The organism is Streptomyces sp. NPDC048718 (assembly GCF_043198875.1).
In the GTDB taxonomy this organism is placed as follows: domain Bacteria; phylum Actinomycetota; class Actinomycetes; order Streptomycetales; family Streptomycetaceae; genus Streptomyces.
This window is the reverse complement of sequence record NZ_JBICVG010000011.1, coordinates 1-23,786: the sequence shown is the minus strand read 5'-3', so window position 1 is coordinate 23,786 and position 23,786 is coordinate 1. Positions and strand designations below refer to the sequence as shown.

General features: G+C 73.1%; 19 protein-coding genes and 1 pseudogene. 13 read left to right on the top strand and 7 right to left on the bottom strand.

The window, feature by feature from the left end:
- Positions 1–94 precede the first annotated feature (94 nt).
- Positions 95–1,876 (bottom strand): 3-hydroxyacyl-CoA dehydrogenase family protein, encoded by a 1,782-nt coding sequence (locus ACGFRB_RS21385; protein WP_393244970.1) that lies wholly within the window; start codon positions 1,874–1,876, stop codon positions 95–97.
- Between the two features lie 416 nt (positions 1,877–2,292).
- On the opposite strand from ACGFRB_RS21385, the pseudogene ACGFRB_RS21380 reads away from it, so the two are divergent.
- Positions 2,293–2,883: pseudogene (locus tag ACGFRB_RS21380) on the top strand (HEAT repeat domain-containing protein); the annotation flags it as partial.
- Between the two features lie 6 nt (positions 2,884–2,889).
- Positions 2,890–3,345: a GNAT family N-acetyltransferase gene (locus tag ACGFRB_RS21375; protein ID WP_393245284.1), complete on the top strand. Its 456-nt coding sequence runs from the start codon at positions 2,890–2,892 to the stop codon at positions 3,343–3,345.
- A gap of 46 nt (positions 3,346–3,391) precedes the next feature.
- Here the strand turns inward: ACGFRB_RS21375 and ACGFRB_RS21370 are convergent, their stop codons facing one another.
- Entirely contained in the window at positions 3,392–3,703 is a 312-nt protein-coding gene (locus tag ACGFRB_RS21370; protein ID WP_393244968.1) for a hypothetical protein, read from the bottom strand.
- A 316-nt stretch (positions 3,704–4,019) separates the two neighbouring features.
- On the opposite strand from ACGFRB_RS21370, the gene ACGFRB_RS21365 reads away from it, so the two are divergent.
- Together ACGFRB_RS21365 and ACGFRB_RS21360 are read left to right on the top strand one after the other, a co-directional pair.
- Positions 4,020–5,045 (top strand): DsbA family protein, encoded by a 1,026-nt coding sequence (locus tag ACGFRB_RS21365; RefSeq protein WP_393244966.1) that lies wholly within the window; start codon positions 4,020–4,022, stop codon positions 5,043–5,045.
- A 122-nt stretch (positions 5,046–5,167) separates the two neighbouring features.
- Positions 5,168–5,788, top strand: a complete 621-nt coding sequence (locus tag ACGFRB_RS21360; RefSeq protein ID WP_393244964.1) for a TetR/AcrR family transcriptional regulator — start codon at positions 5,168–5,170, stop codon at positions 5,786–5,788.
- A gap of 168 nt (positions 5,789–5,956) precedes the next feature.
- Here the strand turns inward: ACGFRB_RS21360 and ACGFRB_RS21355 are convergent, their stop codons facing one another.
- Positions 5,957–6,157, bottom strand: a complete 201-nt coding sequence (locus ACGFRB_RS21355) for a hypothetical protein (RefSeq protein ID WP_361232166.1) — start codon at positions 6,155–6,157, stop codon at positions 5,957–5,959.
- 290 nt (positions 6,158–6,447) lie between these two features.
- A complete protein-coding gene (locus ACGFRB_RS21350; protein ID WP_393244962.1) occupies positions 6,448–8,145 on the bottom strand; it encodes an alpha/beta hydrolase in 1,698 nt (565 codons plus the stop codon).
- Positions 8,146–8,419: 274 nt separating this feature from the next.
- Here ACGFRB_RS21350 and ACGFRB_RS21345 point away from each other — a divergent pair, with 274 nt between their 5' ends.
- Together ACGFRB_RS21345 and ACGFRB_RS21340 are read left to right on the top strand one after the other, a co-directional pair.
- On the top strand, positions 8,420–8,863 hold the full coding sequence (locus ACGFRB_RS21345) for an SRPBCC family protein (protein ID WP_361225723.1): 444 nt from the start codon (positions 8,420–8,422) through the stop codon (positions 8,861–8,863).
- Between the two features lie 704 nt (positions 8,864–9,567).
- Positions 9,568–11,958: an MFS transporter gene (locus ACGFRB_RS21340; RefSeq protein ID WP_393245282.1), complete on the top strand. Its 2,391-nt coding sequence runs from the start codon at positions 9,568–9,570 to the stop codon at positions 11,956–11,958.
- Positions 11,959–12,003: 45 nt separating this feature from the next.
- On the opposite strand, the gene ACGFRB_RS21335 is transcribed toward ACGFRB_RS21340, so the two are convergent.
- Positions 12,004–13,176: a hypothetical protein gene (locus tag ACGFRB_RS21335; protein WP_393245280.1), complete on the bottom strand. Its 1,173-nt coding sequence runs from the start codon at positions 13,174–13,176 to the stop codon at positions 12,004–12,006.
- A 208-nt stretch (positions 13,177–13,384) separates the two neighbouring features.
- Here ACGFRB_RS21335 and ACGFRB_RS21330 point away from each other — a divergent pair, with 208 nt between their 5' ends.
- The 5 genes from ACGFRB_RS21330 to ACGFRB_RS21310 all read left to right on the top strand — a co-directional run bounded on the left by ACGFRB_RS21330 (position 13,385) and on the right by ACGFRB_RS21310 (position 20,560).
- Positions 13,385–14,218 (top strand): M55 family metallopeptidase, encoded by an 834-nt coding sequence (locus tag ACGFRB_RS21330; protein WP_361225717.1) that lies wholly within the window; start codon positions 13,385–13,387, stop codon positions 14,216–14,218.
- Positions 14,211–15,545: a M20/M25/M40 family metallo-hydrolase gene (locus tag ACGFRB_RS21325; protein WP_393244960.1), complete on the top strand. Its 1,335-nt coding sequence runs from the start codon at positions 14,211–14,213 to the stop codon at positions 15,543–15,545. The genes ACGFRB_RS21330 and ACGFRB_RS21325 overlap by 8 nt, the downstream gene beginning before the upstream one ends.
- A 124-nt stretch (positions 15,546–15,669) precedes the next feature.
- Positions 15,670–17,658 (top strand): LpqB family beta-propeller domain-containing protein, encoded by a 1,989-nt coding sequence (locus ACGFRB_RS21320; protein ID WP_393244958.1) that lies wholly within the window; start codon positions 15,670–15,672, stop codon positions 17,656–17,658.
- Complete coding sequence (locus tag ACGFRB_RS21315; protein WP_393244956.1) at positions 17,655–18,587, top strand: LD-carboxypeptidase; 933 nt, start codon at positions 17,655–17,657, stop codon at positions 18,585–18,587. The genes ACGFRB_RS21320 and ACGFRB_RS21315 overlap by 4 nt, the downstream gene beginning before the upstream one ends.
- A 188-nt stretch (positions 18,588–18,775) precedes the next feature.
- Entirely contained in the window at positions 18,776–20,560 is a 1,785-nt protein-coding gene (locus ACGFRB_RS21310) for a CocE/NonD family hydrolase (protein ID WP_393244954.1), read from the top strand.
- Between the two features lie 91 nt (positions 20,561–20,651).
- On the opposite strand, the gene ACGFRB_RS21305 is transcribed toward ACGFRB_RS21310, so the two are convergent.
- Together ACGFRB_RS21305 and ACGFRB_RS21300 are read right to left on the bottom strand one after the other, a co-directional pair.
- On the bottom strand, positions 20,652–21,818 hold the full coding sequence (locus tag ACGFRB_RS21305; protein WP_393244952.1) for an adenosine deaminase: 1,167 nt from the start codon (positions 21,816–21,818) through the stop codon (positions 20,652–20,654).
- 87 nt (positions 21,819–21,905) lie between these two features.
- A complete protein-coding gene (locus tag ACGFRB_RS21300) occupies positions 21,906–22,754 on the bottom strand; it encodes a GntR family transcriptional regulator (RefSeq protein ID WP_393244950.1) in 849 nt (282 codons plus the stop codon).
- A 192-nt stretch (positions 22,755–22,946) separates the two neighbouring features.
- On the opposite strand from ACGFRB_RS21300, the gene ACGFRB_RS21295 reads away from it, so the two are divergent.
- Positions 22,947–23,201, top strand: a complete 255-nt coding sequence (locus ACGFRB_RS21295) for a LapA family protein (RefSeq protein ID WP_361225697.1) — start codon at positions 22,947–22,949, stop codon at positions 23,199–23,201.
- Positions 23,198–23,566 carry a hypothetical protein gene (locus ACGFRB_RS21290; protein WP_393244948.1) on the top strand — a complete coding sequence of 123 codons (369 nt, stop codon included), beginning with the start codon at positions 23,198–23,200 and terminating at the stop codon, positions 23,564–23,566. Before ACGFRB_RS21295 ends, ACGFRB_RS21290 begins: the two co-directional genes overlap by 4 nt.
- Positions 23,567–23,786 lie beyond the last annotated feature (220 nt).

Sequence of the window (23,786 nt, the reverse complement as noted above, 5' to 3'; positions counted from 1 at the left end):
GTGCCCGGACGGGGGAGAGCCGCCCGGCCCGGCACCGGTGGTGCCCGCCGGGCTGAGCAGCCCTCCCCATCCTTGGTACGGCTCCGGCGGGCCCTTAGCGGCGGGCATATTCGCGGAAGCCGCGGCCCGTCTTGCGGCCGAGGCAGCCCGCGGCCACCAGGTGCTCCAGGAGCGGCGCGGGGGCGAGGCCCGGGTCGCGGAACTCGCGGTGCAGGACCTTCTCGATGGCGAGGGAGACGTCGAGGCCGACCACGTCGAGCAGCTCGAACGGGCCCATCGGGTAGCCGCCGCCGAGCTTCATCGCGGTGTCGATGTCGTCGAGGGTCGCGTAGTGCTCCTGGACCATCTTGACCGCGTTGTTGAGGTACGGGAACAGCAGCGCGTTCACGATGAAGCCGGCCCGGTCGCCGCAGTCCACCGGGTGCTTGCGGATCTTCGTGGTGACCGCGCGGACGGTGGCGTGGACGTCGTCGGCGGTCAGCACCGTGCGGACGATCTCCACCAGCTTCATGGCGGGCGCCGGGTTGAAGAAGTGCATGCCGATGACGTCCTGCGGGCGGCCGGTGGCCCGGGCGCAGGCGATGACGGGCAGCGAGGAGGTGGTGGTGGCGAGCACCGCGCCCGGCTTGCAGATCTTGTCCAGGCGGGCGAACAGCTCCTGCTTGATCTCCAAGTCCTCGGCGACGGCCTCGACGGCCAGGTCGACATCGGCGAAGGCGTCGAGCGCCCCGGCGGGGCTGATCCGGGCCAGCGTCTCGTCGCGCGCCTCGCCCGTCATGCGGCCCTTGTCGACCGAGCGGGCCAGGGACTTCGCGATCCGGGCCTTGGCGGTGTCGGCCTTCTCCTGCGAGCGGGCGGCGAGGACGACGTCGTAGCCGGCCTTCGCGAAGACCTCGGCGATGCCGGAGGCCATGGTGCCCGAGCCGGCGACGCCGACCGAGCGGACCTCGCGGCCCGCGCCGGCGGTGCCGGCCGCCCCGGGGGTGAGCGCGTCGGGGACGGTGACGGCCGAGTCGGGTCCCTCGTACGTGTAGAAGCCGCGGCCCGCCTTACGGCCGGTCAGGCCGGCCTCGCTGAGCTGCTTGAGGATCGGGGCGGGGGCGTGCAGCCGGTCGTGGGAGGCGGCGTACATCGCGTCGAGGACGGTCCGGGCGGTGTCGATGCCGATCAGGTCGAGCAGCGCGAGCGGGCCCATCGGCAGTCCGCAGCCGAGCTTCATCGCGGCGTCGATGTCCTCGCGGGAGGCGTACTGGGCCTCGTACATCGCGGCGGCCTGGTTGAGGTAGCCGAAGAGCAGTCCGTCGGCGACGAAACCGGGCCGGTCGCCGACCGCCACGGGCTCCTTGCCGAGTTCCTGGGCGAGCCGGGTGACGGCGTCCACGGCGCGCGGGTCGGTCAGCACCGAGGAGACGACCTCGACCAGCTTCATGGCCTGGACGGGGGTGAAGAAGTGCAGACCGAGCACCCGCTCGGGGTGCGCCGAGTCGGCGGCGAGCCGGGTCACGGACAGCGCGTTGGTGCCGGTGGCGAGGATCGTGTCGGGGCGGACGATGCCGTCGAGGGCCCGGAAGACCTCCTGCTTGGTCTCGTACGACTCGGGCACGACCTCGATCACGAGGTCGGCGTCGGCGGCCGCCCGGAGGTCGCAGGAGGTACGGAACCGGGCGAGGGTGCGCTGCCGTTCCTCCTCCGTGACGCGGCCGCGGGCCACGGCGCGGGCGGTGGAGGCCTCCAGCGCGGTGACGGCGTGGGTGGCGGCGTCTTCGCTGATGTCGATGCCGACGACCTCACGGCCGGCGCGGGCCAGGATGTCGGCGATTCCCGAGCCCATGGTGCCGAGGCCGACGACGGCGATGGTGGAGAGAGGGGTGTCCATCAGGGGACTCCTGAGAGGAAGAGTGACGACTGAAAGCGTGCGGGCGCGTGGAGTGCACCCGATGCGCGTGCGGGGGTGCGGGGGTGCGGGCGGAACGCGCGCGGGGAGCGAACGCGGGGACGTGGGCGCACGACGGTGTGCGGCGGCGCGCCGAAGAGCGCGCGAGTGTACGAGGGGCGTGCGGGGGGTGCGTAAGGGGCGCGAGAGCGCAATGCAGCCCTGTGAAAACGTGATGGACCCGGTCCCGGGGTCACATCTGAATACCGAACCGACAAACGACCACAACGGCTGCGTCACCAGGCCGTCATGGGGTGCGGGGGTGGCCCGCTCACCTGAGATTAACCGGCGGGTAACGAGCGCGCCAGCCCCGGGGAGTTGAGGAATGTGTGATCTGGGTCGCGGATAGGATTCGGAATATGAATTCCAGCGCGGATCCCGAATTCTGCTCGATGATCGATCGTTTGCGGGAAGAGATCGGAAACGGCGGAGAAGCGGTACCGGCGGCATTCGAGGAACTCGCCGGGCGGACGGTCGGCACGGCGCGGCTCCACCAGGCGCTCACCGCCCCCGGACAACCGCTCTGGGCCCGGGAGATCGCCGCCTTCCGGCTCGGCCTCGCCGGCGACCCGCGGGCCTTCGAGGCCCTGGTGCTCCTCCTCAACCACCGCGACCCCGAGCGCTGTGTCTCCGCCGCTCATGCCCTGACCCGGCTCGGCGACCCGCGCACGGCCCGGGCCGCCGCCGCGCTCGCCACCAACGAACTGCGCGTCGCGTACGCCCTGTTGCCGGTCCGGCTGCTCGCCGACCTGCGCGCCCCCGAGAGCGTGCCCGCTCTCGTCACCGTCCTGGAACGCCGCCTCGCCCCCGGCGACCCTTACTGGCGCGTCGGCCTCGCCTGCGTCGAGGGCCTGGGTGCGCTGGGCGACCCCGCCGCCCAGGAGATCCTTCGAACGGCCCTGCCCCACCCGAGGTTCGGCGAGGCGGCGCGGACGGCGCTGGGGCGGCTTGGCGGGGTGAGCCTGCGTCTTCTCGCCGAGGCCGACTGGCCGTTGTGGCGCGAGGCGCGCCTGACGGCACTCGCCGACGCGCCGGACGCCTTCACGGCCCGGCTCGCCGACTGGGACGAGGGTGGCGAGACGCACTGGCGGGCGCGGCTCGCGCTGCCGGACGCCCACAACCTCGTCGCCCTGATGGACGGCGAGGTCGTGGGGATGGCCTCCGGAACGCCGGGGGACGGGCCCGGCACCCGCGAACTCCACTCGGTGTGGGTGAGCCCCCGGGCGCGTGGCCGGGGCGTCGGGGACCGGCTGCTCACCGAGGTCGAGTCCTGGGCGAGACGATCCGGCGCGAATCGGCTGACCCTCGCCGTACTCCCCGCGAACGCACCGGCCCTGACGCTCTACCGGCGGCACGGCTACGCCGTGGTGGCGGAGGGAGGGCGGGAGACGGTGATGGCCAAGGAACTGTGAGGCGTACGGGGACGGGCGCGGGAGGTGCACCCCGCGCCGCGACGGCTCAGAACCCGGCCATGGACTTGTCGAGCACGCCGCCCAGGGCGCCGTAGGCGCTGCAGCGAACCGAGTGCGTGGCCCTGCTGCGCAGCCCGAACGCCACGCCGAACGACAAGGTGAAGAGCCCGCCGAGGACCATCGTCACGACCGGGTCGAAGACGACGTACGTGAAGCACGCCACCCCGGTCCAGACGAGGACCGGAAGGAGCGAGCCGCGCAGTACCGTCCGGAACCCGATGGGCTCGGGTCCCGACGGCAGCGCACGGTCATGCCACACCGCGATGTGGTTCCTGGTCACGCAATGCTCGGATCGCATGGATTCATCACATCACCGGTAGCTCGGTACTTGTCCAGTGATCCACAAGAAGCGGCTGGGCCGTGTCTTCGAAGTGCCGTCGTCCGGCCGGAGGCCGGGCCTCGCGGCGACCGGGGTTCCGCTGCGTGGCGGAAGAGGCGCGTACGTCTGCCGCACAGGCCCCGGACGCCGGGCCCGCCGGTTCTTCGGGAAGGCCCGCAAGGGGGACGCCATACGGACCCTCTCGCCGGCTGCTCCAGGCTCCGGCGTGCTTCCCCTCCGGCACATATGTGCGACAGGCGTTGCTTACGCGACATCTGTCGAATAACTTGAAGACATGAGGCACATCGAAGTATGGGCGGACGTGGTCTGCGCCTGGGCGTACATCGGCAAGCGGCGACTGGCCGCGGCCCTCGAGGAGGCCGCCGCCCTCGTCGAGGAGCGGGACGGCGAGCCCGTCGAGGTGGTGTGGCGGCCGTTCCGGATCGACCCCACGGCGCCGGCGGAGGCGGAACCACTGGAGGAGGCGCTGCGCGAGCCGGTGGCGGACGCGGCGCTGAAGGGCTGCGCGCCCGGGATGACCGTGGCCGAGAACCGCGCCAGAGTCTCGGAGATCGCCGCCGCCGAGGGAATCGGGCCGCGCTGGGGCGCGTCATGGCGGGCCTCCAGCCATGACGCGCACCGGCTGATCGCCCTCGCGTACGAGCAGGGCGGAGCCGCCCTTCAGGACGCCGTACTGGAGGGGGTGCTGCGCGCCCACTTCGTCGAGCAGAGGGACATCAGCCGAACGGAGACACTCCAGGAGATCGCCTCCGCGGCCGGGTTCACCGAGGGGGCCCTGCTCCTGGAACAAGGCGGGGCCGAGGAATACGTACGGGACACCCTGCTGCGGGGCAAGGCGATCGGGGTGACGACCTCGCCGACCCTGGTGATCGGCGGGGAGGCGCTCGCCGGAGCGCAGGCGCCCGAGGTGATCGCGCGATTCGTGGCCCGGGCCACGGCCGAACCCCGGCGTGAACTGCCGGCCGAGGTCGAACGGCTGAGGCTGGCCGAGGCGCTGCTCGACAAGGGGGATCCACTGGGCTGCCTGACCCTGCTGGGCTCGCTGATGGAGGAGTACCCCGAGGAGTGGAACGTCCGGATGCTCGCCGCGCGTGCCCACTTCCACTCGGCACAACTCTCGCGGGCACGCGGCGAACTGGAGACGCTGGTGGCGCGGAACCCCGACGACGCGTATGCCCGGCTCCTGCTGGGCCGGACCCTGGAACGGCAGGGGGCCAAGGAGGAAGCCGCACCGCATCTGCGGATCGCCGCCGCGATGAATCCCGAGTACGGCACGGCGGGCGGGCCCGGGTCGGCGTGACGCCGGGTGCCGTCATCCCGCGCACGTGACCGGTTGCACGATCGGCAGTCGACGGCTGACGACAACTGCCGCTTAAAAGACAAGCGTTGTATTTCCGTCACACGATGTGGAACCGTGACCCCATGGCGAACAACTCCAGCATCCGCGGCACCTCACCCGACCCCCGCGCCCGGCGGACCAGGGCACTGCTGCGGGCCGCCGTTCTGGACCTCTCGTCGGAGAAGGACCTGGACAGCATCACCATGAGCGACATCGCCCAACGCGCCGAGGTGAACCGCGCCACGGTCTACCTGCACTACAAGGACCGTGAGGACCTGCTGCTCGACGCCACCGAGTCGACGATGGAGGGAGTGGTCGAGGCGGCCCGCGCCTGTCGGCTGTCCGTGGACGCGCACGCCCTGCCCGACACCACTCCGACGCATTTGATCGAGCTGTTCGCCCGGGTCGACCGGCACCGCGCCGTCTACCGCCAGATGCTCGGCGAGGACGGCAGCGCACGCTGCGCCACTCGCCTCGAACACCTCCTGGCACAGGCGTGGTTCGAGCAACTGACGGCCGAGGACCCGAGCCCGTCCCGCGCGACGGCGCTCCGGGTGCGCGCACACTTCCTCAGCGGGGCCGTGCTGGCGGTCGTCGGCCGCTGGACCCGTGGCGAGTTCGACGGCGCGGGCGGCGACGGGAACGGCATGAGTGTGGCCGAGGTCGCCGACCTCACCTGGACGCTGGTCCGCGGCCGGGGATGACCGGGCGCGGGCGGCAGACAGCGAAACGGCCGGTACAGGCATCCCGGCCTTCGGGCTGTAGCCCTCGTCGCCCAGGACATGATCGGGCCGGACGTGAGGTCGTCCCGGTCCGGGTCCGGCCCCACCACACACGCGGCGGAGCCAGAACCCCAAGATCTCATGAACCTTCTAGTCGTCGGTAGCTGTCCGGTTCGGACCCCAGCGGTCCTTTCGGTTCGCCCGCTGGAGGGCGCGTACGGCCTCGCCCGCCGCGAGCGTCGCGGTGGAGACGCCCCGGACCCACCGGGGACCGCCCCGGGCCGCCCAGACGACACAGCCGCACCCCGCGGCGGCCAGTACGACGATCCCGATCAGGACGAACAGGACCATGTCCGGCACCACCCCTTCACCGTTTCACCGTTCGCTTCCGCGGTCCCGGACATCGCCTCAGCCCGACCGGTCCTCCCGGCGGGGGGGGGGGGGGGGGGGGGGGGGGGGGGGGGGGGGGGGGGGGGGGGGGGGGGGGGGGGGCGGGGCCGGGGCGCGGGGGGGGGGGGGGGGGGGGCGCGGCGCCCCGGCCCCCCCCCCCCCCCCCCCCCCCGGCCGGTCGTACGCGCCCCGCTCCGGGGCCGGTTGCCGGGGGCGTCACCGCTCCCCGCCCCCGGCCCCGCCCCGGCCGGTCAGCGCTCGTGACCGAGCAGCCCGTGCAGCGTCACCCCCGGGGCCGCCTGCGAGGACCCCGCCTGCGAGGGCCCCGCGGGTGAGGATTCGGTCGACGGCGACCCGGTCTGCGACGCCCCCGCGGGTGAGGACTCCGATCCAGCCGCGCCCTGCTTCGCGGGCGCCGGCGTCTTCACCGGCTTCGGAACCGGGTCCGGGAGCGTCTCGCAGACCGCGTCCGCCTCGGCGCCCTCCGCCCCGCGCGGGACCTCGCCGGTGGTGAGATAGGCGATCAGATACTGGTCCATGCACGTGTTTCCGGCCAGGGTGACACCGTGGTTGCCGCCGCCCTGCTCGACGACGAGGCTGGAGCGCCGCACCATCCGGTGCAGCGCGACCGCGCCCTCGAAGGGTGTCGCGGCGTCGTTCGTCGCCTGGAGGAACAGTGTCGGCGGCAGTTGGTCGTTGGTGACGTCCGGCGGGGTCAGCGAGGGGACCGGCCAGAAGGCGCACGGCGCGTTGTACCAGGTGTTGTTCCAGGTGTAGAAGCGCGCCTTCGCGTACACGTCCCAGGCGTCCTTGCGCCAGACGCTCCACCGCGCGGGCCAGCGCGCGTCCCGGCACTGCACGCTCGTGTAGACCGAATAGCCGTTGTCCGTGGCGGCGTCCGCCGCGCCGTGCGCCTCGTAGGCCTTCAGCAGCGGGGCGCTGTCGTGGTCGACGGCGTACGCCGAGAACGCCGCCGCGAACTCCGGCCAGTAACCGTTGTAGTAGCCGCCCGGCAGGAAGGTGTCCTCCAGCTCGCTGGCCCCGACCTTGCCGCCGACCGGTCGAGCGAGCGCCTCGTCCCGCATCCGGTACCAGGCCGCCTCGACGGCGTCCGGGTCGGTGCCGAGCCGGTAGGTCGCGTCGTTGCGGGCCACCCAGGCCATGAACGCCTTGTGGCGTGCGTCGAACGCGTAGTTCTGCCCGATGTTGTCGTCGTACCAGACTCCGCGCGGATCGACCACGGAGTCCAGCACCAGGCGGCGCACCCGCTCGGGGTACAGGCGCGCGTACACGGAACCGAGGTAGGTGCCGTAGGAGTAGCCGAGGTAGTTGATCCGGGGCACGCCGAGCGCCCGGCGGACGGCGTCCATGTCGCGGGCCGTGGAGATGGTGTCGATGTAGGGCAGCAGGTCGGCGTATTTGTCGCCGCACGCCTTGGCGAAGGTCCGCGCCCGCTGGAGGTTGACCTTCTCGCCCTTCGCGCCGGGCGGCACGGAGTCCGGGCGCACCGGGTCGAAGTAGCCGGGGAGACAGTCCAGGGCGGGCTCGCTCTTGCCGACGCCACGCGGGTCGAAGCCGATCACGTCGTACTGCGCGGCCACATTGGCGGGCAGCGAGGCCGCCACGTATCCGGCCAGCCCGCGCCCGCTGCCGCCCGGCCCGCCGGGGTTGACCAGGAGCGGGCCCTGGTACGTGGCGGCGGTGTGCGCGACCCGGGTGAGGGCGAGCGAGATCTTCCGTCCGGCCGGGTCGTCGTGGTTCAGGGGGACTCTCAGAGTGGCGCACTGGAGCGTCGGGTACGTCTTGGTGCCGCAGTCGGTCCAGGTCAGCGGGGCGACGGACCGGGTGCTCGGGCCGGATTCGGCGGCGGAGGCGGGGCCGGGCAGGACGGCGACCGTCCCCGCGACCAGGGCCCCTGCGGCGATCAGCTTGCCTGCGCGTGGATTCATACGGCGTCCGTGCCCCGCCCATGCCCCGGAGGGACCGATTCCGTCGAGAGTTGACCCGTTCGGAGGACGTGACATGCCGTCAGGAAGACGTGTCCGCAGCCGAGTCGGACCCGGCCGGGCCGGAGCGGCTGCCGGGTCGCCCGGACCTCGCGCCCGTCGGGGCGGGAGCCTCGGCCCGCCCCGACGGGCGCCGTGGATTTGGGGCCCCGCCGCACAGGTGATTGGCTTGCCCCGTACCCCCGAGAGCATCACGAAACAACCTGGAGGAAGCGCCATGGCGCAGGTCGAGGCCACGACGGAGCGGATCATCGCCGCGGACGCGGGCACCGTGTTCGACGCGCTCGCCGACTACCGCGGCACGCGCGCGAAGCTGCTGCCGGAGCAGTTCAGCGAGTACGAGGTGCGCGAGGGCGGCGACGGCGCGGGCACCCTGGTCCACTGGAAGCTCCAGGCCACCAGCAAGCGCGTCCGCGACTGTCTCCTGGAGGTCACCGAGCCCACCAGCGGGCAGCTGGCCGAGAAGGACCGCAACTCCTCCATGGTCACCACCTGGACCGTGACCCCGGCCGGTGAGGGGCGGTCCAAGGTCGTCGTCACCACGGTCTGGAACGGCGCCGGCGGCATCGGCGGCTTCTTCGAGCGGACCTTCGCCCCCAAGGGACTCGGCCGCATCTACGACGCCGTGCTCGCCAAGCTCGCCACCGAGGTCGAGAAGTAGTCGGGGGGCGGCCCGCCCTCCCCTGAGTTCGCTGGATCCGCGTGCGCCCGCCGGGTCAGCCCGGTGAGTCCGGCCAGCCCGGTTCGCCCGGAAGGGGCGACCGGGCGGCGGAACGGCGGCCCGAGAAGTAGCCCCGGCGAACCAGGACCAGGAAGTAACGCCCGGATCTGTCACCGGATCGAGTGGTTTCCCCGGCGCCCTTGCCAGAGTTCCGGGGGCGCGCGGAGGGGCGCTTCTCACTTTATAAACCTGCTGATGAGCGCCCCGAGCGCGCCCTCATGCCGGTCCGCTCCACCTCTCACGTCCCCGCTCTCCCTGTCACCTCCACCGTGCTCCGGCCCCGCGCGCCCCGCGAACAATGGCCCGCGCAGAGGCCGTGACGAGGGGAGCAGGACGTGGGTGCGCGTACGAAAGCGGAGGGTGCCGAGGGGACCGTGACGGTCCTCTCGGACGTACTACCGCCCGCCCGGGAGGCATCGGCCTTCGAGCCGTCCCCGGGACCCGCCTTCGAGGGGGAACCGACCCTCTCGTGGGATCCGGCGGCGCCCGGATCCCACGACCCCGGACCGGGGACGGACACCGGACCGGACACCGGCCCTGGCGCGGGTCCGGACGCCCCTTCGGGCCCGGCCGCACCCGCGGGCGGGACGGCCCCACATGAAGCCCTCGATCCGCGCCGCGTCCGGCTCGTCTTCGTCGGCCTCATGCTCGCGCTGCTGCTCGCCGCGCTGGAGCAGATGATCGTCGCCACCGCCCTGCCGAAGATCGTCGGCGAGCTGCAGGGCCTGGACCGGATGTCCTGGGCGATCACCGCCTATCTGCTCACCTCCACCATCGGCCTGCCCGTCTACGGCAAGCTCGGCGACCTGCTCGGCCGCAAGGGCGTCTTCGTCTTCGCGATCGTCGTCTTCGTGATCGGCTCCGGTCTGGCCGGCTGGTCGCACACGATGAACCAGCTCATCGCCTTCCGGGCCGTCCAGGGCGCCGGCGCGGGCGGGCTGATGATCGGTGTCCAGGCGATCATGGCCGACATCGTTCCCGTCCGGGAGCGCGGCCGTTACATGGGGCTCATCGGCGCGGCCTTCGGCCTCGCCTCCGTCGCGGGCCCCCTGCTCGGCGGCTTCTTCACCGACCACCTCTCGTGGCGCTGGTGCTTCTACTTCAACGTGCCCTTCGGCCTGGTCACCCTCGCCGTCGTCGCCGTCGTCCTCAAGCTGCCCCGGCCCACCGCCCGGGCCCGCTTCGACGTCCTCGGCGCCCTGCTGCTCGCCGCCGCCTCCACCTGTCTGGTGCTGCTGACGACCTGGGGCGGCACCGAGTACGCGTGGGGCTCCCGGGTCATCGTCGGGCTCGGCTGCGGCGCCGGCGCGGCCGCGGCGCTCTTCCTGGTGGTCGAGCGTTTCGCCCGGGAACCGCTCATCCCGCTGCGGCTGTTCCGCGACTCCGTCTTCAGCGTGACCAGCCTGGTCGGCGCCGTCGTCGGCATCGCGCTCTTCGGCGCCGCGAGCTACCTGCCGACCTTCCTCCAGATGGTCGAGGGCGCCAGCGCCACCGAATCGGGCCTGCTGATGCTGCCGCTCATGGGCGGCATCGTCGTGGCCTCCGTCGTCTCCGGCCGGCTCATCAGCCGCACCGGCCGCTACAAGATCTACCCGGTGCTCGGCAGCGCCGTCGCGACCACCGGAATGTGGCTGCTGTCGCGGATGGAGACCGACACACCGCGTCTCCAGTACAGCCTGTGGCAGGCCGTCCTCGGCCTCGGCATCGGCCTGATCATGCCGGTCCTGGTGCTCGCCGTGCAGAACTCCGTACGACCCTTTGACCTCGGCACCGCCACCAGCGCCCACAACTACTTCCGCCAGATCGGCGGCAGTGTGGGCGCCGCGATCTTCGGCACCCTCTTCGCCTCTCGGCTCGCCGACGCCCTCGCCGACCGGCTGCCCCGGGACGGCGCCACCGCGCTGCCGTCCGCCGACTCGATCACTCCGCAGGTAGTCCACGCGCTGCCGCCCGCGCTGCGCGACGCCTTCGTCCAGGCATATGCCGACGCGATGCCCCGGATCTTCCTCTACCTCGTGCCGGTCCTCGCGCTCGGCCTCGTCCTCGCCTTCGCTCTCAAGGAGAAACCGCTGGTGTCCCACCACACCCCCGCCACCGAGGCACCCGTCGTCCCCGCCCCGCAACCCCGGGACCCCGCCTACGACCCGGCGGGTTACGAGCCGGCCGGCTACGAATCGGCCGGCTACGAATCGGCCGGTTACGACCCGGCCGCACCCGCCCCGTTCGCCACGGCGTCGATCACCATCGGCCCGGGCCCCGGCGCGGCCGCGCAGCTCGGTGGCGTACCCGTCTGCGGCACGGTCCGGCACCACGACGGCAGCCGTGTCCCGCGCGCCGCGCTCACCCTCATCGACGTCCGGGGGCGGCAGATCGGCCGAGGAGCGAGCGGCGAGGACGGCCGGTACGCGCTGAGCGTGCCCGGTCCCGGCGCGTACGTGATGATCGCCGCCGCCGGCGGGCACCAGCCGCAGGCCGTCTCCGTCAGCGTCGGGGAGCGGCCGGTCGAGCTCGACGTCGTGCTCGGCGGCGCGGGCCGGCTCGCCGGTGCCGTCGTCACCGCCGACGGCACCCCGGTCCGGGACGCCACCGTCACCCTCACCGATGTACGCGGCGAGGTCGTCGCCGCCACCCGCAGCGGACGGGAGGGCGGCTATGTGATCGGCGAACTGGTCGCCGGCGAGTACACGCTCGCCGCGAGCGCCCCGGCGTTCCGCCCGGCCGCGCTGCCGGTCAGCGTGCAGGCCTCGCGCGAGACCCGCCAGGACATCGAGCTGGCGGGCGGCGCGGTGCTGCGCGGGACGGTCAGGGCGGGCGGCGGGCGGCCCGTCGAGGACGCCCGGGTGACCCTGCTCGACGCGGCCGGCAATGTCGTCGACACCCTCACCACCGGCCCCGACGGCAGCTTCCGCTTCATCGACCTGTCCTCCGGCGAGTACACGGTCATCGCGGCCGGCTACCCGCCGGTCGCCACCGTCCTCCAGGTTGCCGGCGGAGGCCGCACCGAGCGCGACCTCCAGCTCGGCCACCAGGACTGACGGGCCGACGGGGTCGGCGGTCCGTCAGTCCGGCAGGACGGGACTTCAGGAGGCGTCGGTCGCCTTGCGCAGCGCGTTGATGCAGGCGCCGATCGCCTCCTGGAGGGCCTCCAGACGCTGGACCATGTCGGCCTCGACGACGTCCTCCTCCAGCACCTCGTCCAAAGTCAGCTCCTCGAAGACCTTCGTGGCCTTCTGGAGGCTGTTGTAGAACTTCGCCCGGCGCTCCTGGACCCGCAGCGCCGGGTCCTCCTCGACCGCCTTGGCGACCAGGGACTTCACCGTGTCATATGCCTCGCCGGCCCACTCGCCGGCCTCTTCCGAGTCGTCCAGTTCGTCGATCAGCGACAGGTGGCGCTCGGCCTCGGCCCGCAGCTCCGGCGGCGCGTCCAGCGTCTGCCCGGCCGGCGTCCTGACCTGCCCACCCTCGGCGACCTGGCGCACGAACTCGATCCGGTCGGCCGCCTTCGCCTCCTGCGCCACCGCCTTCTTCAGCTCGCCGGTACGGGCGATGGCCCGCGCCATCTCGGTCTGGAGGGCGGTGTCCTCCTTCATCCGGTCGAGGAGCGCGCCCCGCGCCGCTTCGGCCGTGCCCGGGTCGGCGAGGATCGCGGCGCGCAGCGCGGTCGGGTTCTCCGCGACCTCCAGCGCCTTGGTCGCCTTGATGCCCTCCGCCTCGGCCGCCGCCGTGATCGCGTGACCACGCACGGACGTGGCGCTGGAGCGCGAGGAGTAGTACGACAGCCACACGTCGGCCTCGGGCAGCTCGACGTCCTCACCCGGGACCAGCGCCTCGAACTGCGGCACGAGGCCGTCGTCGGCGGCCGTGTCCCACGCCTTGTAGTAGCGCATGACCCGCTCCGCGGAGCAGCCGGCCAGCTCCGCGAAGGCCTTCGCCGACACCTTCGGCGAGCCCTCGGCCGGCTGTCCGCCCGGACGCACACTTCGCGCCACCTTCAGCGCGAACGCCCAGCCGCCCGTCCGCGCGTACACCCCGAAGTCCCGGGCGTCGCGGACCACGGCCTCGGCGACGTCCTGCGCGGCGGGCTCGACCCACTCGCCGCCGTCCAGCGCGGGGTCGAGCGGGAGGTCCGGCGCGAGCTCGGCCACGGGCCCCGCCACCGGCTCGGTGGCCGGTGCGGTGGCCGGTGCGGGGACCGGGGCGACGACCGGCTCGGCCGCGGTCTCGACGGGGGTCTCGGACAGGGTGGGGGACATGGTCACCGAGAGGTCTCCTGGAGTCGGGGGCGCGGACCCGGGGCGGATTCCGCGCCTGTCAGCCTATACGTACGAGATGAAATGATTCGCCCGAATCCCGGGGTGGCCGAACGGTCACGTACCGCTGAACCCCCGCCACCGGTCCAGGCCTTCGACACTTTTCCACAGGGGTGGTGGGGTCCGTGGGTCGGCGCGTACGGTGCGGGGCATGAAGATCTTGATCAGCGCCGACATGGAAGGCGCCACCGGGGTCACCTGGCCCGCCGACGTGCTGCCGGGGACCCCGCAATGGGAGCGGTGCCGGTCCATGTTCACCTCCGACGTCAACGCGGCGGCGCTCGGTTTCCTCGACGGCGGCGCCGACGAGGTGCTGATCAACGAGGCGCACTGGACCATGCGCAATCTGCTCCTTGAGCGGCTCGACGAGCGCGCCCAGATGCTGACCGGGCGGCACAAGTCGCTCTCCATGGTCGAGGGCGTCCAGCACGGGGACGTCGACGGCATCGCTTTCGTCGGCTATCACACCGGGGCGGGCGCCGAGGGCGTCCTCGCGCACACCTACCTCGCGAACTCGATCACCGGCGTCTGGCTCGACGGGGTCCGCGCCAGCGAGGGCCTGCTCAACGCGCGCGTGGTCGCCGAGTTCGGGGTCCCCGTCGTCCTCGTCACCGGAGACGATCTGACCTGTGAGGACGCCCTCCTCTACGCGCCGGAGGCGCACAAGGTCGCCGTCAAGGACTACGTGTCGCGGTACGCGGCCGTGTGCCGCACCCCCGCCCGTACCGCCGCCGACATCCGCGCGGCGGCCAAGGCGGCGACCGCGCTCGCGGTGCGCCACGAACCGGTCCAGGCCGGGCCGTTCACGATGGAGCTCGAATTCGACGCCGAGCACCTGGCCGGTGCCGCCACCGTGGTGCCCGGCACGGAGCGGAGCGGCGAGCGGCGCGTGGCCTACACCAGCGAGACGATGTACGAGGCGATTCGCACGTTCAAGGCGGTCACCACGGTCGTGTCCGCCGCTGTGGAGGAACAGTATGGGTGAGGAACAGCGCGGCCCGGACGCGACGGCACTCGACGAGGTGGTCACCTTCACCTCCGAGCTGATCCGGATCGACACCACCAACCGGGGCGGCGGCGACTGCCGCGAGCGGCCCGCCGCCGAGTACGTGGCGGAGCGGCTGGCCGGCGCGGGCCTGGAGCCCACGCTCCTGGAGCGCACCCCCGGCCGGACCAATGTGGTCGCCCGGATCGCCGGCACCGATCCCACGGCCGACGCGCTGCTCGTCCACGGCCATCTCGACGTCGTGCCCGCCGAGGCGGCCGACTGGACCGTGCACCCGTTCTCCGGCGAGGTGCGCGACGGTGTCGTGTGGGGCCGCGGTGCCGTCGATATGAAGAATATGGACGCGATGGTGCTCTCCGTCGTCCGTTCCTGGGCCCGTGAGGGGTTCCGCCCGCGCCGTGACATCGTCCTCGCGTACACCGCCGACGAGGAGGCCAGTGCCGAGGACGGCTCCGACTTCCTCGCGAAGCGCCACCCCGGTCTCTTCGAGGGCTGCACGGAGGGCATCAGCGAGTCCGGCGCGTACAGCTTCCACCCGGAGCCCGGGCTGACGCTGTACCCGATCGCCGCCGGGGAGCGCGGCACCGCCTGGCTCAAGCTCACCGCCCGCGGCCGGGCCGGCCACGGCTCCAAGGTCAACACGGCCAACGCGGTCACCCGGCTCGCCGAGGTCATCGCCCGCATCGGCGCCTACCAGTGGCCCGTCCGGCTCACCCCGACCGTGCGGGCCGCACTCACCGAGCTGGCCGCGCTGTACGGCATCGACACCGACGTCGACGCCCCCGATTTCGACACCGATCTCCTCCTGGACAAGCTGGGCCCGGCCGCCGCCCTTGTCGAGGCCACCGTCCGCAACAGCGCCAACCCGACGATGCTGGAGGCCGGCTACAAGGTCAACGTCATCCCGGGCCAGGCCGTCGCCTACGTCGACGGGCGGATGCTGCCCGGCACGGAGGCCGAGTTCGCCGAGACCATGGACCGGCTCACCGGACCGTACGTGGAGTGGGAGTTCCACCACCGCGAGGTGCCGCTCCAGGCGCCGGTCGACTCGCCCACCTTCGCCAAGCTCCGCGCCGCCGTCGAGTACGTCGACCCCACCGGGCACGTCGTCCCGTTCTCCATGTCCGGCGGCACCGACGCCAAGCAGTTCTCCCGGCTGGGCATCACCGGCTACGGCTTCTCGCCGCTGAGGCTGCCCCCGGAACTCGACTACGGCGCGCTCTTCCACGGCGTCGACGAGCGCGTCCCCGTCGACGCCCTCCACTTCGGCGTCCGTGTCCTCGACCGCTATCTCCGGACCGCCTGACGCGTGGCACGCGCCCGGCCGGACCGGAAGGCCCGGCCACCGACCCGCTCGACCTGCTCCCGCTCCACCGACCCCGCCCCACCCGCATCGCAACCCACGCACGACCCGTACAGGGGGGATCCAGATGGAAACCACGGCCGCCTACGGCAGCTGGCCGTCGCCCATCGACGCGGCACTGGCCGCGGCGCACGACGGCCGGCCCGAATTCGTCGGCTTCGTCGGCGACGAGGTGTGGTGGACCGCGCCCCGTCCCGCCGAGGGCGGCCGGCGGGCCCTGGTGCGCCGGCGCCCCGACGGCACCGAGGAGTCGGTGCTGCCCGCCCCGTGGAACGTCCGCAACCGGGTCGTCGAGTACGGCGGACAGCCCTGGGCCGGCACCGTGCGGGCGGACGGTTCGCCGCTCGTCGTCTTCTGTCACCACGGCGATCAGCGGCTGTACGTGTACGAGCCGGACGCGGCGGACGGCGCCCCGCCCCGCCCGCTGACCCCGCTCTCCCCGGTCGGCGACGGACTGCGCTGGGCCGACCCGGTGCTCCGGCCCGAGCACGGAGAGGTCTGGTGCGTCCTGGAGGAGTTCACCGGCCCCGGACCCACGGACGTGCGCCGGGTCGTCGCCGCCGTGCCCCTGGACGGCTCCGCCGCCGAGGACCGCGCGCGCGTGCGTGAACTGTCCGACGGGCGGCACCGCTTCGTCACCGGCCCGCGCGTCTCGCCCGACGGCCGGCGGGCCGCCTGGATCGGCTGGGACCACCCCCGGATGCCGTGGGACGGCACCGAGGTCCAGCTCGCCGACGTCATGGAGGACGGCACCTTCACCGGGGTGCGTACCGTCGCCGGCGGACCCGAGGAATCCGTGCCCCAGATCGGCTGGAGCGCCGACGGCCGGCTGCTGCACGTCAGCGACCGCACCGGCTGGTGGAACCTCTACCGCACCGCGCTCGACGGCAGCGACCACCTCGCGCTCTGCCCCCGCGAGGAGGAGTTCGCCGGCGCCCTGTGGAAGATCGGCCTCACCTGGTTCCAGCCCCTGGACAGCGGCCTCGTCGCCGTCGTCCACGGCCGGGGCGCCACCACCCTCGGGATCCTCGACCCCGAGAGCGGAGACCTCGCCGACGTCGTGGGCCCCTGGACCGAATGGGCCGCGACCCTCGCCGTGCACGGCACCCGGGTCGTCGGTGTCGCCGCCGGACCGCACAGCGGCTACGAGGTCGTCGAACTGGACACCTGTACCGGCTTCGCCCGGGTGATCGGCGCACCGCACAAGGACCCCGTCGACCCCGCGTACTATCCCGAACCCCGGGTGCGGACCTTCACCGGCCCCGGCGGCCGGGAGATCCACGCCCAGGTGTACCCGCCCCGCCACCCCGAGCGCACCGGCCCCGATGGAGCGCGTCCGCCGTTCGTGATCTGGGCGCACGGCGGACCCACCGGCCACGCCCCGCTCGTCCTCGACCTGGAGATCGCCTACTTCACCTCGCGCGGCATCGGTGTCGCCGAGGTCAACTACGGTGGCTCCACCGGCTACGGCCGGGAGTACCGCGAGCGGCTGCGCGAACAGTGGGGAGTGGTCGACGTCGAGGACTGCGCGGCCGTGGCCCGTGCCCTCGCCGACGAGGGCACCGCCGACCCCGCCCGGCTCGCCGTCCGAGGCGGCAGCGCCGGCGGCTGGACGACCGCCGCCTCCCTCGTCCACAGCGACGTCTACGCCTGCGGCACCATCATCTACCCCATCCTCGACCCGGCCGGCTGGGCCACCGGCGAGACCCACGACTTCGAGGCCCGCTACATGGACTCGCTGATGGGACCGGTCGCCGAGGTTCCCGAGCGCTACCGCGAGCGCTCCCCGCTGGAGCACGTCGACCGGATCACCGCGCCCTTCCTGCTGCTCCAGGGGCTCGACGACGTGATCTGCCCGCCCGCCCAGGCCGACCGCTTCCTGGCCCGCACCGCCGGCCGAGGCGTCCCGCATGCCTACATCGCCTTCGAGGGCGAATCGCACGGCTTCCGCCGCGAGGACACCCTGATCCGGGCGCTGGAGGCCGAACTCTCCCTGTACGCCCAGACCTTCGGCCTCGACTGTCCCGACGTCCCCCGGCTGGAGCTGAGGAAGTGACCGTCGAGCCACTGGTACGGCCCCGCCGGCTGCGCCCCGGCGACCGGGTCGCGATCGTCGCCCCCAGCGGGCCGGTCCCCGAGGACCGGCTTCAGGCGGGGCTCGACATCCTTCGCGGCTGGGACCTCGACCCCGTCGTGGCCCCGCACGTCCTCGACACCCACCCCACCCTCGACTACCTCGCGGGTACGGACGAGGCCAGGGCCCGCGACTTCACCGAGGCCTGGTGCGACCCGGAGATCGCGGCGGTGCTGTGCGCCCTGGGCGGGTACGGCGCCCAGCGCATGGTGGACCTGCTCGACTGGACCGCGATCCGCGCCGCCGGTCCCAAGGTCATGGTCGGCTACAGCGACATCACCGCCCTGCACGAGGCGTTCGCCGTCCGGATGGGCCTCGTCACGCTGCACGGCCCGATGACGGCGGCAGGGGCCTTCACCAAGAACGCCCGCACTCAGGAGTCGCTGCGCGCCACCCTCTTCGAACCCGAGTCGGTCCGCTCACTCGGCCTGGAGTCGGCCACCGCCCTGGTGCCCGGCCGGGCGCACGGCGTCACCCTCGGCGGCTGTGTCAGCCTGCTCGCCTCCGACCTCGGCACGCCGCACGCCCGGCGCTCCGCCCGGGGCGGGCTGCTGCTCCTGGAGGACGTGGGGGAGGAGCCGTACCGACTGGACCGGATCCTCACCCAGCTCCTGCGCTCCGGCTGGCTGGACGGCGTCGCCGGGATCGGCCTCGGCTCGTGGGAGGAGTGCGGGCCGTACGAGAAGGTGCGCGCGCTGTTCGCCGACCGGCTCGGCGGGCTCGGCGTCCCGGTCCTGGAGCATCTCGGCTTCGGCCACCAGGACGACGCGCCGACGATCCCGTTCGGGACACCCGGCGTCCTGGACGCCGACGCGGGCACGCTCACCCTCGACGTACCGGCGCTGATCTGAGCTCCCCGGACGGCCCGCCCTCCCCGGGGCCTTATCCAGGGAGGGCGGGCCGTCCGGTGTCTTCACGGGACCTCCGCCGACAACCCGACGCACATGCGTTGACGCGCGCATGACATGCGTTTCACGATGGGTCGGACCCGCACCTACCCCTTGGTAGGTCGTCACGCGCCCCCGGTGTGGAGGTCCCCGTGTCCCGTGCCCTGCCCAGATCCCGCAAGCTGCTCGCGCTCACGGCCGGAGCGGCCCTCGCCGCACCCCTCGCCCTCGCCGTACCCGCCCAAGGCGCGGAGCCCGGACCGAGGAGCCTCGCGAGCGGCACGTACACCGTCACCCCGCTTCACTTCACCGTCCAGGCCGGCGGCCGTAGTTGTGTCGTCGACGCCGACCTCTACCGTCCCGACGGCGTCGACGCCGCCCACCCCGCACCCGCCGTCCTCGCCACCAACGGCTTCGGCGGCAGCAAGAGCGACACCGACGGCATCGGCAAGGCCTTCGCCGCCCGCGGCTATGTCGGACTCGTCTACTCCGGCCTCGGCTTCGGCAAGAGCGGCTGCCTGATCTCCCTCGACGCCCCGGGCATCGACGGCGTGGCCGCCGCCCGGCTCGTCGACTTCCTGGCCGGCACCCGCGCCGCCGACGACGGCACCCGCGCCGACTTCGTCACCCTCGACGCCCCCGGCGACCCCGTCATCGGCATGATCGGCGGCTCCTACGGCGGCGCCATCCAGCTCGCCACCGCCGCGGCCGATCCCCGCCTCGACGCTCTCGTCCCCTTCATCACCTGGAACGACCTCGCCTACTCCCTCGCCCCCAACAACGCCGACCGCGACACCCCCGGCGTCTTCAAATGGCAGTGGGCCAACGGCTTCTACCTGATCGGCGAGGGCCAGACCCTGCTCGAACCCTCCCTCGACCCCAGCCGGATCAACTCCCTGGCCTGTCTGCACTTCGTCACCGACGCCTGCGACACCGTCCGGCTGCTCAACTCAGGCGCCTACCCGCGAGCCGGCGCCGACAAGATGCTCGCCTACGCGCGCGGCGTCTCCCCGGTCTCGTACCTCGACAAGGTCAAGGCCCCCACCCTCCTCGTCCAGGGCCAGTCCGACAGCCTGTTCAACCTCAACGAGGCCCAGCGCACCTACGACCGGCTGCGCGGCCAGGGCGTCGACACCCGGATGATCTGGCAGTCCTGGGGCCACAGCGGCGGCCGGAAGCCCGGCGAACTCGACCTCGGCCAGGGAAACCTGGAGACGAGCTACACCGGGCAGCGGGTCCTCGCCTGGTTCGACCGGTATCTGCGCCACGACCGGGCCGTCGACACCGGGCCCGCTTTCGCCTACTACCGCGACTGGCAGAGCGGCTACGGCACCGCCGGTCAGGTGCCCGCGGCGGGCAGCCGGCTCTACCTGTCCGGTGACGGCAAGCTGGTCGACGACCGCGCCAAAGTCGCCCGGGGCTCGCGCCTCTACGCCAACCTCCCGGTGCCCACCAGCCACTCGGAGTTCTCGCTGGCCGGCACCCTGGGCGTGCCCGACCCCGAGCCGTACGACCTGGCCGGCACCTACCTCGGCTGGAGCAGCGCCCCGCTCACCGCCCCCGCCGACCTCGTCGGCGCGCCCCGCGCCACCCTCAAGGTGAACTCGCCGAGCGCCGCGCGCGTCCAGGACTCCGGCGACGCCGCCGACAAACTGGTGCTCTTCGCCAAGCTCTACGATGTCGCCCCCGACGGCACCAAGACCCTGGTCAACCGGTTGGTCGCGCCGGTCCGCGTGCCCGACGTCAACCGGCCCTTCACCGTCGAACTGCCCGCGATCGCGCACCGCTACGAGACGGGCCACCGGCTGGAGTTCGTCGTCGCGGCCAGCGACACGGCGTACTTCGGCAACCGGGGCATCAAGCCCGTGACGGTCACCAGCGCCCCCGACGACACGGGGACACTGGACCTGCCGCTGGTGAACGGGCGCGTGGGCTGAGCCCCGCCCGTCACTCGCCCGCCACCGGTCCTCGCGCCGGGCCCGCGGTGATCCCCGCGGGCCCGGTACGTCTCAGCGGGCCCGGCACGTCTCAGCGGGCGGTGAGGGCCGCGTAACCCGGCCGGATCAGCTCCTCGACGATGCGCCGGCGCTCCGGCAGCGGCAGGAACGCGGCCTCCACGGCGGCCACCGTGAACTCCTCGAAGACCTCCGGGCCGTAGCCGAAGGCATCCACCAGATGCTGGAACTCCTCGCACATGGTGGTGCCGGAGACCAAGCGGCCGTCGGTGTTCACGGTGACGCGGAAGCCGAGACGGCGCAGCTCGTCGATCGGGTGCGAGGCGTAGTCCTTGGCCGCACCCGTCTGGAGGTTGGAGGTGGGGCAGATCTCCAGCGGGATGCGGTTGTCGCGGACGTACGCGGCCAGCCGGCCCAGCGTGCCGTCCTCGGCGATGTCGTCCGTGATCCGCACCCCGTGCCCGATTCGCTCGGTGCCGCAGACCTGCACCGCCTCGTGGATCGACTCGGCGCCGACGGCCTCGCCCGCGTGGACGGTGAAGTGGCAGTTCTCCCGCTTCAGGTACTGGAAGGCGGGCAGATGGCGGGCCGGCGGGTTGCCGGCCTCGCCGCCGGCGATGTCGAAGCCGACGATGCCGTTGTCCCGGTGCGCGGCCGTCAGCCGGGCGATCTCCAGGGACCGGTCGGTGTGCCGCATGCCGGTGAGCAGGGTGCGGACGGTGATCCGGCCGCCGGCCGCGCGCTCGCCCGCCCGGAATCCGGCGTTCACCGCCTCGACGACCTCGTCGAGGGTCAGGCCGCCCTCCAGGTGCTGCTCGGGGGCGTAACGGGTCTCGGCGTAGACCACTCCGTCGGCGGCCATGTCCACGACGCACTCGGCCGCCACCCGCTCCAGGGCCGTACGGGTCTGCATGACCGCGCAGGTGTGCGCGAAGGTCTCCAGATACCGCTCCAGCGACCCCGAGTTCGCGGCCTTCCGGAACCATTCCGCCAGCTCGGCCGGGTCCTCGGTGGGCAGACCCGTGTAGCCGTGCTCGCGCGCCAGCTCGACGATGGTCGCGGCGCGCAGGCTGCCGTCGAGGTGGTCGTGGAGAACGGCCTTCGGGGCCCGCCGGATCCAGTCGGCGACGACGGGTGCCGGGGCCGGGGCGGCCGCCGTGTCAGTCGCCGCGCCGGTCGCCGGGGAGGCGGTGACGGCGGGGGCGGCATCCGAGGCCATGTGGTTGTCAGACAAGTGCATGGCGCGGAAGTGTACGCCACCCGGGGAAGGGCGTTCGCGGGCGGTGATGGTGACGGTGGAGGAGACGGCAGGACGGCGTCCCGGGGCTCAGCCGGACTGCACGACGGGCAGGGCGGGCGCGCCCGTCGGCAGCATGTGCTTGGCCGCCAGAACCGGGGTGTCGCCGACCCGTACGACCTGGGTCACGAGCACCGCCGGGGTGTCGGCCGGACGGCCCAACTGCCCGCCGCGGCGGCGGCCGAGCAGCGTCGCAGTGACGGAGCTGTGCGCGGCCAGCGGCACACCCCGCGAGGCGGAGGTGAGGACCGCCAGCATCGAGACGGCACCGGGCCGGGCCGATGGGCGGGCGGATGAGGCCTCTTGGTGGGCGGGCGGTGTTGCCTGGCCGGTGGGTGCCTCCCGGTCGGTGGGTGCCTTCCCGCCGGCGGGCCTCGGCGACGCGCGCAGGGCGTCGGCGAAGGCCGGGTGGGCCCGGTCCAGGACCGGCCATGCCGCCGCCCACTCCTGGCTGAGGACGGCCGTCCCGGCCTCGCCGACCAGGACGGACTCCCAGAACGGAAGCTCGGCGCCGGCCGGCGCGAGCAGGTGCTGGGTGGTGAAGTCGGTGGGTTCCTCGCTCGTGCGCAGGACCTCCCGCACCCGCAGAGGCGCGCTCGCCCCGAGCAGATCCTCCAGCGGGCGCAGCCGCTCGAAACCCCGCCGCGGCGGATGGGCGTTGACCGTCCGGCCGACCCCGCGCCGCACCGTGACCAGCCCGTCCTCCTGGAGCAGGAGCAGCGCCTCGCGCAAGGCGGGGCGGCTGACGCCGAGTTCGCCCGCGAGCCTCGGTTCGGAGGGGAGCGTGGAGCCCGGGGGATAGGTGCCGTCGCGCAGGGCGTCCGCGATCCGCTCGTAGAGCGCGACGACGGGACGTCGCCCCTGTCCGCTGCCTGCCACGGGGCCTCCTGGTGTCCATCGGTGTCCGTCGGCTCTTCGATCGACCACCGTAGTCGGCCCACGCTGTCTGACAAGTCGCTCGTTCGGCGTAGCTCGTCAGGGTCGTGGGGCGCGAATCGGCTCATGCTGGGGGAGCGCACGGACGCGGCGGGACTGGGAACACGGGCACGGCGGGACGGAGAAAGGGCGGCCATGAGCGCCAAGAGGACGACGAGGGACAGGTCGAGCGCGAGCGGGTCCCGGGCCGGCGGATTCTTCACCCCGGGACGGATCGCGATCCTGATCGTCGCGGCCGTGACGCTCGTCTTCATCTTCGAGAACCGGCATGAGGTGCGGATCAGGGTGCTGATCCCCGAGGTGACGATGCCCCTCTACTTCGCCCTGCTCGCCACCGCCGTGCTCGGCGCGGTATGCGGCTACTACCTGGCCGCCAGGAGACGCCGGTGAGGCGGGCGGCCCTCGTGTGCGCGGGGGCCGCCCTCGCGCTGGCCGCCGTGGCGGTCGGTTCGGCGGAGCAGGCCGCCCTGGCCGAGGGGGACACCGGCGCCCCGCCGCTGCCGGACCTGCCGGACCTGCCGGATCTGCGGGGCAAGGGCCTATGGAGGGTCTTCACCACGCTCGACGCCCGCACCTGTCTCGACGTCCACGACGCCGCCGGCTCCGACCGGCGCGTGCTCTGGCCCCTGAACTGGCGCGTCTGCACCCAGTACCCGCCGCCGGGCACGGCCCGCCACTCCGGCGGCCGACTGGTGATCGGCGTCCTCAAGAAGGGCGAACCCTGCCCGGCCCGGGTGGCGGCGGCCCGGCGCTGAATGCTCGTGGACGGCCGCCGACGGCCACACTCACCCGGCCACCCTCGTCCGGCCATCCCCGCCGGGCCATGCGCGACGGGGACGGCAGCCGGCTTCGCCCGACCGCCCCCACCCGTCCGCCCGCGCCTAGAAGGTTCATGAAGATCTTGGGGTTCTGGCCCCGCCGCGTGAGCGGTGGGGCCAGACTTTTGGTGTGGCGATGGGGGAATGGGCCGGGGAA

Bases quoted from the DNA above. Each gene is read 5' to 3' on its own strand.
- ACGFRB_RS21330 (WP_361225717.1), top strand. From the start codon at position 13,385: ATGAAGATCTTGATCAGCGCCGACATGGAAGGCGCCACCGGGGTCACC.
- ACGFRB_RS21360 (WP_393244964.1), top strand. From the start codon at position 5,168: ATGGCGAACAACTCCAGCATCCGCGGCACCTCACCCGACCCCCGCGCC.
- ACGFRB_RS21355 (WP_361232166.1), bottom strand. From the start codon at position 6,157: ATGGTCCTGTTCGTCCTGATCGGGATCGTCGTACTGGCCGCCGCGGGG.
- ACGFRB_RS21345 (WP_361225723.1), top strand. From the start codon at position 8,420: ATGGCGCAGGTCGAGGCCACGACGGAGCGGATCATCGCCGCGGACGCG.
- ACGFRB_RS21350 (WP_393244962.1), bottom strand. From the start codon at position 8,145: ATGAATCCACGCGCAGGCAAGCTGATCGCCGCAGGGGCCCTGGTCGCG.
- ACGFRB_RS21320 (WP_393244958.1), top strand. From the start codon at position 15,670: ATGGAAACCACGGCCGCCTACGGCAGCTGGCCGTCGCCCATCGACGCG.
- ACGFRB_RS21370 (WP_393244968.1), bottom strand. From the start codon at position 3,703: ATGCGATCCGAGCATTGCGTGACCAGGAACCACATCGCGGTGTGGCAT.
- ACGFRB_RS21365 (WP_393244966.1), top strand. From the start codon at position 4,020: ATGAGGCACATCGAAGTATGGGCGGACGTGGTCTGCGCCTGGGCGTAC.
- ACGFRB_RS21335 (WP_393245280.1), bottom strand. From the start codon at position 13,176: ATGTCCCCCACCCTGTCCGAGACCCCCGTCGAGACCGCGGCCGAGCCG.
- ACGFRB_RS21340 (WP_393245282.1), top strand. From the start codon at position 9,568: ATGCTCGCGCTGCTGCTCGCCGCGCTGGAGCAGATGATCGTCGCCACC.
- ACGFRB_RS21305 (WP_393244952.1), bottom strand. From the start codon at position 21,818: ATGCACTTGTCTGACAACCACATGGCCTCGGATGCCGCCCCCGCCGTC.
- ACGFRB_RS21325 (WP_393244960.1), top strand. From the start codon at position 14,211: ATGGGTGAGGAACAGCGCGGCCCGGACGCGACGGCACTCGACGAGGTG.
- ACGFRB_RS21385 (WP_393244970.1), bottom strand. From the start codon at position 1,876: ATGGACACCCCTCTCTCCACCATCGCCGTCGTCGGCCTCGGCACCATG.
- ACGFRB_RS21295 (WP_361225697.1), top strand. From the start codon at position 22,947: ATGAGCGCCAAGAGGACGACGAGGGACAGGTCGAGCGCGAGCGGGTCC.